We start from the raw sequence: 12,535 nt of genomic DNA on the forward strand, positions 1-12,535 counted from the left end.
CCTAGGCGACCTCCTTCCGCTTGCGGTTGCGGGCGAATAGACCCATCGCCCAGCGAATGATTCCCGGCGATGCGACGAAGAAGATCACCGATCCGATAATGATGCGAATGATTTCCGGAGGCACGTCGGCCCCGAAGCTCATTCCCGCCGAGCCGTAGGACAGCGACCCGAACAGCAGCGCGGCCAGAACGACGCCGAGCGGATGGTTGCCGCCCAGCAAGGCGACCGCGATCCCGTCGAAGCCGAGCCCCGGCGACGCGGACGCGATGACCTGATAATGGAACACGCCCAATATTTCGAACGCCCCGCCCAGTCCCGCGAACACGCCCCCGATGAACATCGCTTTGGTCACGTTTCTTTTCACGTTCATCCCCGCGTATTGAGCGGCATGAGGGTTATGGCCGACGGCCCGCAGCTCGAGCCCTTGGCCGGTTTTCCACAGGAACGCGTAGCAGAGGACGGCCGCCAGCAAAGCAAAGAAGATTCCCCAATGCACGCGCGCGCTGCCGAACAGCTCGGACAGCCACGCCATGCTCGTTTTCGCCGAATCGTGGATCAGGTACGTCCGCTGCTGCTTCGGCTCCAGCAGGAAGGCTCTGACGATATAGTTGGAGAGATAGAGCGCCATCCAGTTCAGCATGATCGTCGTGATGACCTCGTTGATTCCCCATCTGGCTTTCAGAAATCCCGCAAGTCCGCCCCACAGCCCTGCCAGCAGAGCGCCGCCCGCAAGCGCCAGGGGAGCATGAATATACCACGGCGCCTCCAGCAGGACGCCGACGATCGAAGCCCCCGTCATCCCCATGACGAACTGCCCTTCGGCTCCGATATTGAATAGCCCTGCACGGAAGGCAAAAGCAACGGACAAGCCTGTGAAAATAAGCGGCGTAACCTGGCGAATCGTCTCTCCGAAATCGTACGGGCTGCCGAAAACGTTCCTGAACAAGTGGGAATAGGCGTCAATCGGATTGAACCCTCCTAGCAGCATCACGAACGCGCCGAATAACAGACCGGATAAAATGGCCAATAACGGAATCGCTGCGTTGTCTTTGATGAACCATCGTTTCCAGTCGATCATCCTGCATGGCTCCTTTCCGCATCCTTATCAAGCCGGCTGCCGGCCATCCGCAAGCCCAGCTCGCGGTCGTTCGTCTCCTCCGGCCTCGTCTCTCCTATGATTTGGCCGTCGAAAATGATGAGCACCCGATCCGACAGACTCAAAATCTCATCCAGCTCGTAGGAAACGAGCAGCACGCCCTTCCCTTTGTTCCGCTGCTCCACGATGCGCCGGTGAATGTACTCGATCGCCCCGACGTCCAGGCCCCGCGTCGGCTGGGCGGCGATCAGCAGCTCGGGACCTTTCTCGATCTCCCTGGCGATAATCGCCTTCTGCTGATTGCCTCCCGACAACGCCCTGGCCTGCGTATAGATGTCCGGACAGCGCACGTCGAATTGCTCGACCAGCTCCTGCGCATGCTTATCGATCGCCGCATAATCGAGCAAGCCGTACCTCTTGAACGGCTTCTTGTCGTACGTCCTGAGCGCCATATTTTCCCGCAAGGAGAAATCGAGCACAAGCCCGTGCTTATGACGGTCTTCCGGGATATGGCCCATCCCCGTCTCCGATATTGCCCGGGGAGCCGCATTCGTAATGTCGGCCCCCATCAAGCGCACCTCGCCGCTCTCCGCCTTCCTCAGACCGGTCAGCGCCTGAATCAGCTCGCTCTGCCCGTTCCCGTCCACGCCGGCGATGCCGACGACTTCGCCTTCCCGCACCGTGAAGCTGATCCCGTTCACCGCCGGAGCGCCCTCGCGGCCTTTCACCACGAGCCGCTCCACCTGAAGCACCGGCTTGCCCGGCTCTATCGGCTTCTTGTCGATCGCCATCGATACGCTGCGGCCGACCATCATCTCGGCCAGCTGCGAGGGATTCGTCTCCGCCTTCGCCACGTTGCCGATGACTTTGCCTCTGCGGATGACGGTTACGCGGTCGGCGATCTCCATAATCTCCTTCAGCTTGTGCGTGATCAGAAGAATCGACTTGCCCTGCCGGACCAGGCTTCTCATAATGTCCAGCAGCTCTTCGATCTCGTCCGGCGTCAGCACCGCTGTCGGCTCGTCGAAGACGAGAATGTCCGCGCCGCGGTAAAGCGTTTTCAATATTTCCACGCGCTGCTGCATGCCTACGGAAATCTCCTCGATCCTCGCGTTCGGATCGACGTTCAGCCCGTACTGCCGGGACAAGTCCTCGACCCGGCGCACGGCCTCCCGGTAGGAGATCGAGAATCCGCGGCGGGGCTCGCTGCCGAGAATGATATTCTCGGCCACCGTGAACGGCTGCACCAGCTTGAAGTGCTGGTGCACCATCCCGATGCCCAGACGAATCGCCGTGTTCGGATTGTCGATGAGCGCGGGCTTGCCGTGGATTCGGATTTCCCCCTCGTCGGGCTGATAGAGGCCGAACAGAATATTCATCAGCGTCGACTTGCCCGCGCCATTCTCCCCGAGAATGGCGTGGACTTCGCCCTGGAGCAGGCTTAAATCTATGCCGTCGTTGACCGTAATTCCGGGAAACCGCTTCGTGATGCCTCTCATGTCAACAACTTTTGTCTGCTGCATTTTGAAACCACCTTGTTTCTTGTAAAGTCTGCCGGCCTTATTCCGTCGGCACCTCGATTTCGCCGCTGACGATTTTCGCCTTGTATTCCTCGACCTTATCCAACACTTCCTGAGACAGGTTCGGATTGTCCGCCGGCAAGCCGACTCCGTTGTCTTTGAGTCCGAGCGACAGTACGGTTCCGCCTTGGAAGGTGCCGTCGATTACGCTCTTGGATACCAGCTTGACGGCTTCGTCGACCCGTTTGACCATCGAGGTAAGCGTGACCTCGTTGCCAAAAATAAGCGACTGATCCTTATCCACGCCGATCATCCACACCTTTTGGCCGTTCTTGACCCGATCCTTCGCCTCGTTAAACGCCCCGTTCCCGGTCGAGCCTGCGGCATGGAACAAAATGTCCACTCCGTCGTTGTACAGGGTGGCCGCGGCTGCTTTCCCCAGGTCGGGCTTGTCGAAAGCGCCGGTGTAGTTCACGCTGACCGTCGCATTCGGATTGACGGCGGCTACGCCGGCCTTGAAGCCCGCCTCGAAACGTTTGATAACCGGAATTTCCAGGCCGCCGATAAAGCCGACCTTGTTCGATTGCGTCGTCAGTCCGGCGACCACTCCGACCAGGAAAGAGCCTTCGTGCTCGGCAAACGTTACGGACTGGATGTTCGGCATCTCCACGACGTTGTCGATGATGGCAAATCTCGCATCCTTGTTCTGCTCGGCCGACAGTTTCATAGAATCGGCGATAATATACCCGATGCCCCAGGTCAAATCGTAGTTTTGCTTGGCGAATTGATTCAGATTGGGCAAATAATCGGAGTCCGCCTTGCTCTGCAAATACTTGACTTCGATGCCTGTCTCCTGGCTTAACTGTTGAAGTCCTTCCCAGGAGCTCTGGTTAAAGGAGTTGTCGTTAACGCCCCCGGTATCCGTGACCATGCCGATTTTCAAGCCTTGGCCCGAAGCCGACGGGCTGGAACTTGGCGACTCGGACGACGCGCTCGGCGGCTGGGACGACGGGCTTGCCGCTCCCTCGCTGGAATTCCCTTGGCCGCAGCCGGTCAGCGCAATCATGCACGCAATGGCGAACACAGCCGTATAGGTCATCCACTTTTTCCTCGAATGGCGAATTGAAAACTTCATTGTTTTTCCCCCTTGAATGGTTTCAGCTAACGCTGGAAGTTGTATCGACCGCTGCACGATCCATGAGACGACGCCCTTTCTTCGCGACCCGGACTCGCAGCCTCACCTCCTTCACGGGTCCACTGCGAAATCCGTTTCTCATTCGGACAACATATTTTCCAGCACCGACTCGATCAGCGCCGTAAACCGGGATTTCGCCTTCTCCGAGGTCTGAACGACCTCGTCGTGCGTCAGCGGGTCATTCGTGATTCCGGCGGCCATGTTGGTGATGCAGGACAACCCGAGCACGCGCATTCCCATGTGGCGGGCGACCAGCACCTCCGGCACGGTGGACATGCCTACTGCGTCCGCGCCGAGCTTTCTGAGCATGCGAATCTCCGCAGGCGTCTCGTACGTCGGACCCGACAAGCTGGCATACACGCCCTCCTGCAGCCGAATTCCCAGCGACCGGGCCGAGTTTCTGGCGATCTCCAGCAATTCCCGGCTGTACGCGTTCGACATATCCGGGAAACGCGGCCCCCATTCCCGCACATTGGGTCCGATCAGCGGATTGTTCCCGATCAGATTGAGATGATCGGTAATCGCCATCAGATCTCCCGGCTCGAAATCTTCGCAAATGCCCCCCGCTGCGTTCGTGACGATCAGATCGGAAATGCCCAGCTCGCTCATGACGCGCACAGGGAAAGTGACGTCCTGCAAGGCATAGCCTTCGTAGTAGTGGAATCGTCCCTGCATGACGAACACCGGAACTCCCTGCAGCGAGCCGCTCACGATCTGACCGGCATGCCCTTCAACCGTCGACGTCGGAAAATCGGGAATGCTGCCGTACTTGATCCGGGTCGGCTGCTCCAGCCGGTTCGCCAAATCTCCCAATCCAGATCCCAATATTATTCCTATTTTAGAATTATTTGTTATGTTATTGCGCAAAAAATCTGCCGCCTGTCCCGCTCGTTCCCGATACTGGCTATTCATCTGTTTCACTCGCTTCTATGAAATGATTTGCGGAAGAAAACTTTGTCCATACGGAGGAGGCGCCACCCGGAAATTATCGGCGATCGTTCGGCCGACGTCGGCGAACGAGCCCCTCACGCCAAGAGATTCGCCTTGCGCAATGCCGCGATGACAGCAGAGCAGCGGCACGTACTCCCGGGTATGATCCGTACCCGGATAAGTCGGATCGTTGCCGTGGTCCGCCGTCACGATCAACAGATCGTCGGGCCGCAAGTATTCGAGCGCCTCTCCGATTCTTGCGTCAAACTCTATCAACGCCTTCCCGTATCCTAGCGGATCGCGGCGATGACCGTAATGGGCATCGAAATCTACCAAATTCACAAAGCATAGTCCCGTGAAATCCGTGCGCATGCAGTCGATCAGCTTATCCATCCCGTCCCCGTTGGAGACGGTTCTGATCGACCTCGTTACGCCCTCCCCGTCGAAAATATCGTCGATCTTGCCTACCGCGATACAGTCCAGCCCGCCATCCTTCAATTCGTTCATGACCGTGCGGCCAAACGGCTTAAGCGCGTAATCGTGGCGGTTGGCCGTTCGCGTCCAGCGCCCCGGTTCCCCCGTGAACGGCCTGGCGATCACCCTTCCGACCGCATGCTCTCCGCTTCGCGTCAGTTCTCTGGCCGTTTCGCATATCCGGTACAGCTCGTCTAGCGGCACGACGTCTTCGTGAGCCGCTATCTGAAGAACGGAATCGGCCGAGGTATAGACGATAATCCGGCCGGTTTCCACATGCTCCAGTCCCAGTTCTTCGATAATCTCCGTTCCGGAAGCGCTTTTATTTCCGATCGCCTTGCGTCCCGTTTTTCTCTCCAGTTCCTGCAGCAGAGACTCGGGAAACCCGTTAGGGAAGACGAGAAAAGGGGTATCGACCTGCAGCCCCATCAGCTCCCAATGACCGGTCATCGTATCCTTGCCGCGCGAACGTTCCTCCATTTTCCCGTAATGCGCAAGCGGCGAGGCCTGCGGCTCGATTCCCGGGATCGGCTTGATGCAGCCCAGTCCGAGCTTCTCCAGATTCGGCAAGCGAATGCCGCCCATGCTTTCGGCGATATGACCGAGCGTATCCGCCCCGATGTCGCCGAAGGCCGCGGCGTCCGGCGCCTCCCCGATGCCGACGGAGTCCATCACGATCAGGAATATTCGCGGAAACCGAAAGCGCTCGCTCCTCATTTGCCGACTGACCTTAACGACTGGCTAATCCATTCGTAGGCCAGGCCGCCCAAGAACACCCCGACTATGCCGAGCACTCCGGACAACACCGGGGGCGCCGGCAGCGGCAGCTTGATCATTTTGAATACGATGCCGACGATCAATCCCGCAAGCAAGCTGAGCAAAATTTCTTTAAGCACATGAACACTCCTCTGGCTGAGCAATCGCCGCGCGTCAAGGCTGAACCTTGGTCAGCAGCGATTGGACTTCGATTTTATCCGAAGCGATTCCCACTTCGATGTCTTTCATTTTCTCCCGGATGGCCTGGGGCACGTATTTTTCGTAATGCTGATCGCGAGCGATGCCGACCGCGCCTTCCTTGACGCCCAGAATTTCCGTTTCTCCGTATGGAAGTTTGCCGCCCCGCACGAGACTGAGCGCCCGGAATACCGATTCGTCCACGTTTTTCAGCATCGACGTGAGCACGCTTCCCGGATAGAGCGGGTTTTGATTGCTGTCCACCCCGATCGTATACTTGCCTTCCTCGCTGCCGGCCGCGAGAATGCCAAGCCCGGCGCCTCCGGCAACGTTATAGATGATATCCGCCCCGCCGTCGCGATACTGCCCGTAGGCCAATTCCTTCGCTTTGCTCTCGTCCGCGAAATTGCCGACGTAATCCGCGATCACCTTGACCTCCGGGTCGATATAGGCCGCCCCTTGTTCGTAGCCGGATTTGAAATCGTTGATCAGATCGTCGTCCAGGCCTCCGATAAATCCGATCACCTTGTCGGGATTCGCGCCTGCAAACGACGGGTCGGTCGTGACCATCGCCGCGAACGCCCCCGCAAGAAACGAACCCTCGCTCTGCGAGTAAAGCATCGAATACACGTTAGGCGAATCCGCAACGGACCCGTCGTAGAAAATAAAGCGCTGCTGCGGATAACGTTGAGCCAGCCTCTGCACCGTCTCCGTCAAGGGAAACGTCCCCACGACGATAATGTCGTAATTTCCGGATGAAGACAGTTTGTCCAAATCCGGCTCCCAGGCCGCCGAATCTTTGCCTCCGACAAGCGTCGAGGTTTCGAATCCGTATACCATCCCGCTCTTGCTTAACCCGCGTTCTGCGGAATCGAAGAAGCTTTTGTCGCCAAGGTTACCGCTTACATAGTGAATGACCTTGAGCGCTTGCCCCTCGTCCGGTTCATCCGCCGGGGCCGTTTCCTGCCCGGTGGTGCCGCCTCCGCATGCCGTCAGCGCGAAAGCGCAGATGGCGAACGCCAATACCGAACGCAAACCGAGTCGTCTCACGCGAATCCCCCTTCTCTTTGTCTGCCGCCAGCGACCGCACCCTTACTATCTCACGAATCAAAAAGATGATGTAGTCGGAAAAATCGTGGGAAATGGTGTAAAAATCGTAGAAATGCACAATAGCGATTGATTTTGGGCCGCTCGTATTGTTAACTTGTAATAACTCGCCAGTCAGTCAAGGGAGCTGTTCGGATGAACTTTCTCAACACCGTTTTCGCCAAGCTGCTGCTGTCCTTTTTTGTCATCTCCATCGTCCCGCTGCTTCTCACCCACTGGTTTACGTATACGAATGCCAAGGAAGAGCTGAGCGTCAAGCTTGAACGGGAAACGCTGAATTTATTGGACCAAAAGTTGGAATCGCTTTCATTATTTCTTGCCGATATTCAAAGAATGGTCGACGTGATGGCCTCAGACCCGTCCGTCGCCGATTTTCTCAAGCTGAGGCTCGCCTCTCCCGATTCCCTGCAGCTCGATCGGGCCATTGCGTCCGCCAACGAAATCCGTCCGGAAAATGCAGGCGTGACGATCCTCAACGAGCATGGCGTCGTGCATTCGTTCGGTTACGAAGCATCCGGGCGAATCCAAGATCTGTACGGCGAGCGCTGGCTTCGCTCCCGGCCGGACGACGACGGGAACGCGGATAAAATCTCGATCTCGATCATGCACGACAGACCGTACAGCGCGAACGAGCCGCAGCAGGAAGTGTTCTCGGTCGTACGCCGAATCGGACAGGCCGGCGCGCAGCATTCTGGAACCGTTATCATCGACTTTAACATCGGCGTTTTGCGCAGCCTGCTCAAAAATATTTTTCTGCTCGGAAACATTTATAACGACAACGCCTCGGGAGTGCTCATCACGGACCGGGAAAATCAACTGCTGTATCCCTACTCTGCCGGAACCTATACGAAGGCCGATTATGATTATCTCCAGGAAAACTATTTTCTTATTCAGCGCCGCGACCATCTGACCGGATGGAATTTTACGGCCTATTTCCTGAAGTCCGAGCTGTACAAGCCGATTCTGAAAACACGCAACGTGACGCTGTCGATCACGATGATCAGCATCCTCGTTTGCCAGATTGCGTCTCTCGTCATTTCGAGCAGAATCTCCAAACCGATTCTTCATCTTCGCAGGCTGATGGGGAAGGTGGGGAGAGGGGATTTCGACGTCCATTACCCTTACGAGAGCCGGGACGAAATCGGCGCTCTCGGCAAAGGCTTCAACACGATGGTGCGGCGCATCCAGGATCTCATCGGAATCGTCTACGAGGAGCAGAACCAGAAGCGGCGGGCCGAAGTCGCCGCGCTTCAGTCCCAGATCAATCCTCATTTCCTGTACAATACGCTGGAATCGATCAATTCCCTGGCCCGCACCAACAAGCAGCGGGAAATCAGCCGGATGATCGTTCTGCTGGGCAAGCTTCTCCGCATGAGCATCGGCACATTCGACGACATGGTTACGCTCGCCAAGGAGCTCGATTACGTCAAGCACTACCTGGAAATTCACAAGCACCGAGCCAAAAACGAGTTCGGCTACCGGATCGACATAGAGCCGCAAATGTATCGCTGGTACACGATCAAGTGGATTCTTCAGCCCGTTATCGAAAATGCGCTTATTCACGGCGTCTGCACGGAGAAGCCGAACAGCTTTATCGAGATCAAGGGATGGACGGAAGGCTCCGACGTCTACATCCGTATTAGCGACCAGGGAATCGGAATGACCGAAAGCGCTTTAAGGGCGCTGCAGAGCAATCTGGCCCATCACGCGATGCGCTTGGCCAAACAGGGCGGCAGCATCGGGTTGTTCAACGTCCAGTCCCGCTTGCAGCTTAACTTCGGAGAGCCATACGGCATCCGGGTGGAGAGCGAATACGGCGCGGGAACGGTTGTGACATTCAAATTGCCAAGGAGGGAGACGCCGTGAATGCGACCAAACTGCTCATCGTCGACGACGAATGGATGATTGCCGACAGTCTAAGCACGATGGACGAGTGGGGCGAACGAAACATTACGGTTGCCGGTACGGCCGACAACGGGTTTAGCGCCATCCGGTTTCTGCAGGAGCAGCCCGTCGATCTTGTCATCACCGACATTCGGATGCCGGATATGGACGGCTTGCAGCTGCTTCAGCATATTTACGAGGAGCATCCGAATACGAAGGTCATTATTATTAGCGGCTACGAAGACTTTGCGTGCGCCAGAAAAGCGTTGAAGTACCAAGCGAAAGGTTACGTCTTAAAGCCGATCGATACGGACGAACTGCTGGAGATCGTCGACGGAATACTCCGGGACGCCCCTGACGCAGCCGATGCAGCGGAGCAGGAGGTTCCCCTCACCTACCATGAATCGATCGTCTTGAAAGCCAAGCAATTCGTTCGGGACCGGCTGGAACAGCCGCTCTCGCTTTCCGATGCGGCCGAGCACGTGAACCTGACTCCGCACTACTTCGGACAAATCTTCAAGAACGAAAGCGGAATGCCGTTCACCTCCTACCTGACGCAGACAAGAATGGAGAAAGCCTGCGAGCTGCTGAAGGACCCGAAATTGAAAATTTACGAGGTGTGCGAAAAAACCGGATACATCGACGCCAAATACTTCTCCAAAGTATTTCAAAAAACTTACGGCATGACGCCCAACGAGTTCAGGCAGAAAAAGGGGACCGGCTGAACCGGCTCGCCGGCAGCGCCGAGAGGCTCCGCGGTTATCCGCGGAGCCTCTCTTATTTGCATGCTGTCGTTCGGACTTAAGCCTCTTCCGCCACGAAACGGTTTGTCAGCGAGCCGAGCTTCTCGATCTCGATCGTGACGACGTCGCCGGGCTTCAGGTATACCCGCTTCTCCTTCGGATAGCCGAGCACGACGCCTTCCGGAGTGCCCGTAAGGATGACGTCGCCCGGCTCCAGCGTGAGATGCTGGGAAATGTAGCTGACGATCTCGTCGCAACGGAAGATCATGTCCGACGTGTTGGAATTTTGGCGCTGCTCGCCGTTCACGAACGTTTGAACGGACAGGTTGTTCGGATCGCCTACTTCGTCCGCCGTAACGAGATAAGGGCCGATCGGGCTGAAGCCGTCGCCGATCTTGCCGAGCATCCACTGCGGCGTGCGAAGCTGCAGATCGCGGGCGGACAAGTCGTTCACGCAGCAATAGCCGAACACGTGTCCCAGCGCCTGTTCGCGGGAGACGTATTTCGTCTTCTTGCCGATGACGATGACGAGCTCCGCTTCGTAATCGAGCATAGCGGTCGAGCGCGGAATGGCGATGTCCTGGCCGTGTGCGGCAATCGTATTGTGGAACTTGTTGAACAGAATCGGGTACTCGGGAATCGCCGCCTTCGTCTCCTCCGCATGCTTGCGGTAATTGAGGCCGACGCAGATGATTTTCTTCGGCTCCGTCACGCACGGCCCGAATTCGAGCGCGTCCTCTTGCAGCCATGCGGAGCTGTCCGCGGGCGCAGCCGCGGCCAGATCGGCAAGCGCCGCTACCGCGGAAGCTCCTTGAGAGATCGCCTCCATGACGGAAGCCGGAGCCTCCCGTCCCGCCGCGGCGGCAGCCGTCGATACGTCCAGTACGCCGCACTCGGTCTTCACGCCGAGAGCCGGCGCCCCTTGCCGAATAAAGGTGAGCAGTTTCATTCTACTGATTCCTCCTGATTATCGTATGAATAAGTTTTCGATACCGCTAGGCATTCTTGCCGAACACAACTCCGCCGTCGATGTACAGCGGTGAACCCATCATGAACTTCGACTCGTCCGAGGCCAGGAACAACGCGGCTTGGGCCACGTCGGAGGGGCGGCCGAGATCGCCGCTGAGCTGGCGGGTTTTCAGCGAGGCGTACGCCGCCTCGGGGTCTTCGTAAGACTCGGCCAAGTATTTCTCCACGAACGGAGTCAGAATCGTTCCCGGGAGCAGCGCGTTGACGCGGATGTTGTACGGCGCGTAATCGACCTGCATCGATTTCGTCAGCGCCAGCACCGCCCCCTTCGTCGCGGAATACGATGCGCGCTTGGCCAGTCCGATCTCCGCAATGCAGGACGACATGTTGATGATCGATCCGCTGCGCTGCTCCATCATGATCGGGAGCACGTACTTGGAAGGCAGGAAAACGCCGCGAATGTTGACTCTCATTACGCGGTCCCATGCTTCCGGCTCGATCTCGTGCAGCCTGCCGACGCCGCTGATTCCTGCGTTGTTGAACAACACGTCGATCCGGCCGTATTTCGACTTTACGGCTTCCGCCATCGCGGCCGCCTGTTCCGGATCGGTCACGTCCGCGGGAATGCAGACCGCTTCCCCGTCGGCTTCGGCGATCATTCGGACGGTTTCTTCCCCCTTCGGCCCGGTCAGATCGTTAACGACAACCGTCGCGCCTTCCCGCGCGAACAGGACCGCGGCGCTCTGCCCGATCCCCGAGCCCGCTCCGGTAATGAGAGCGATTTTGTTCGCCAATCTTGCCATCTGCTACGTCACTCCTTCTCTTCAATCGGCCGGATGCATCGCCGTGCTTAGACGTCCTGCCAGACTTACGACTTCTTCCTTCGCCCGTTCCCGAGACTCCTCCCACTTATGCAGCGGAATCGACGCGCTAACGGCGGCTACCGCCGCCCCTCCCGAGTCCAGTATCGGCGCCGCAACGCAGCAGAAGCCCATCACCGACTCCTGTTCCTCCGTCGCGAAGCCCGACGACCGAATCGCTTCCAACTGCGCCATCAACACGGCTCTCGACTTCACGGTATTCGGAGTCAGCTCCTCCAGCCGCTCTCCGATCGCGCCCTCCACTTCTTCGCGGGGCTGCCAAGCCAGCAGCGCTTTCCCCAATGCCGTCGCATGGGCCGGAAACCGCATCCCGGGCTCGGACACAAGCTTGACGCGGGAAGGCGCTTCGACCTTCGCCAGATAGAATACCTGGTCCCCTTCCAGCTTCGCGAGCTGAAGCGTCTCTCCGAGCATGTCCCGGGTTTTTCCGGCCTCTTCGCGAAATCTGGCTTCCAGATCAAACTGGCCGACGAAAGCATGACCCAGTACGCCGAGCACATGCCCCAGGGAATAGGCGTCGTTCGAATCTTTGCTTACCCAGCCGAGTTCCTCCAGCGTATGAAGAAGGACGAACATCGAGCTTTTGTTCAGATCGAGCCGCTTCGACAGGTCGATTAACCGCAGCTTACCCGGCTCCTGGCGGATAAGCTCCAGAATGTTGTGTGCTCTCTCCAAAGCGGGAGCCCAGTACTTTCGATCGCTGATGGTATCCCTCCGCCCATTTGGTTTATTTAGATAAACTAAAGTTTATTCAGATGTACCTCCATTGTAGACAGAGGCGG

At 57.7% G+C, this 12,535-nt stretch carries 12 protein-coding genes; 2 read left to right on the top strand and 10 right to left on the bottom strand.

What is annotated here, in order from left to right; genetic code table 11:
* Position 1 precedes the first annotated feature (1 nt).
* The 7 genes from B0G52_RS29400 to B0G52_RS29430 all read right to left on the bottom strand — a co-directional run bounded on the left by B0G52_RS29400 (position 2) and on the right by B0G52_RS29430 (position 7,219).
* Complete coding sequence (locus B0G52_RS29400) at positions 2-1,078, bottom strand: ABC transporter permease (protein WP_094049995.1); 1,077 nt, start codon at positions 1,076-1,078, stop codon at positions 2-4.
* Positions 1,075-2,619: an ABC transporter ATP-binding protein gene (locus B0G52_RS29405; RefSeq protein WP_094049996.1), complete on the bottom strand. Its 1,545-nt coding sequence runs from the start codon at positions 2,617-2,619 to the stop codon at positions 1,075-1,077. The genes B0G52_RS29400 and B0G52_RS29405 overlap by 4 nt, the downstream gene beginning before the upstream one ends.
* 37 nt (positions 2,620-2,656) lie before the next feature.
* A complete protein-coding gene (locus tag B0G52_RS29410; protein ID WP_233163187.1) occupies positions 2,657-3,751 on the bottom strand; it encodes a BMP family lipoprotein in 1,095 nt (364 codons plus the stop codon).
* Positions 3,752-3,889: 138 nt separating this feature from the next.
* Complete coding sequence (locus B0G52_RS29415) at positions 3,890-4,723, bottom strand: purine-nucleoside phosphorylase (protein WP_094049997.1); 834 nt, start codon at positions 4,721-4,723, stop codon at positions 3,890-3,892.
* Positions 4,724-4,738: 15 nt separating this feature from the next.
* The gene (deoB, locus tag B0G52_RS29420) at positions 4,739-5,932 is read right to left on the bottom strand and encodes a phosphopentomutase (RefSeq protein WP_094049998.1); all 1,194 of its coding nucleotides are present in this window, start codon (positions 5,930-5,932) and stop codon (positions 4,739-4,741) included.
* On the bottom strand, positions 5,929-6,111 hold the full coding sequence (locus B0G52_RS29425) for a XapX domain-containing protein (RefSeq protein ID WP_094049999.1): 183 nt from the start codon (positions 6,109-6,111) through the stop codon (positions 5,929-5,931). Before B0G52_RS29425 ends, deoB begins: the two co-directional genes overlap by 4 nt.
* Positions 6,112-6,145: 34 nt before the next feature.
* Positions 6,146-7,219, bottom strand: coding sequence for a BMP family lipoprotein (locus B0G52_RS29430; protein ID WP_158223933.1), 1,074 nt, complete (start codon positions 7,217-7,219; stop codon positions 6,146-6,148).
* 192 nt (positions 7,220-7,411) lie between these two features.
* Between B0G52_RS29430 and B0G52_RS29435 the strand changes: the two genes are divergently transcribed.
* Together B0G52_RS29435 and B0G52_RS29440 are read left to right on the top strand one after the other, a co-directional pair.
* Positions 7,412-9,142, top strand: coding sequence for a cache domain-containing sensor histidine kinase (locus B0G52_RS29435; RefSeq protein ID WP_094050001.1), 1,731 nt, complete (start codon positions 7,412-7,414; stop codon positions 9,140-9,142).
* Complete coding sequence (locus B0G52_RS29440) at positions 9,139-9,885, top strand: response regulator transcription factor (protein WP_094050002.1); 747 nt, start codon at positions 9,139-9,141, stop codon at positions 9,883-9,885. The genes B0G52_RS29435 and B0G52_RS29440 overlap by 4 nt, the downstream gene beginning before the upstream one ends.
* 76 nt (positions 9,886-9,961) lie before the next feature.
* Here B0G52_RS29440 and B0G52_RS29445 read toward each other — a convergent pair whose 3' ends face one another.
* Genes B0G52_RS29445 through B0G52_RS29455 form a run of 3 tightly spaced genes read right to left on the bottom strand, consistent with a single transcriptional unit; the run spans position 9,962 to position 12,428 of the window.
* Entirely contained in the window at positions 9,962-10,852 is an 891-nt protein-coding gene (locus tag B0G52_RS29445) for a fumarylacetoacetate hydrolase family protein (RefSeq protein WP_094050003.1), read from the bottom strand.
* Between the two features lie 46 nt (positions 10,853-10,898).
* Positions 10,899-11,675, bottom strand: a complete 777-nt coding sequence (locus B0G52_RS29450; RefSeq protein WP_094050004.1) for an SDR family NAD(P)-dependent oxidoreductase — start codon at positions 11,673-11,675, stop codon at positions 10,899-10,901.
* 21 nt (positions 11,676-11,696) lie between these two features.
* Entirely contained in the window at positions 11,697-12,428 is a 732-nt protein-coding gene (locus B0G52_RS29455) for an IclR family transcriptional regulator (protein WP_233163189.1), read from the bottom strand.
* Positions 12,429-12,535: the final 107 nt, after the last annotated feature.

This window comes from Cohnella sp. SGD-V74, from assembly GCF_003001675.1.
In the GTDB taxonomy this organism is placed as follows: Bacteria; Bacillota; Bacilli; order Paenibacillales; family Paenibacillaceae; genus Cohnella.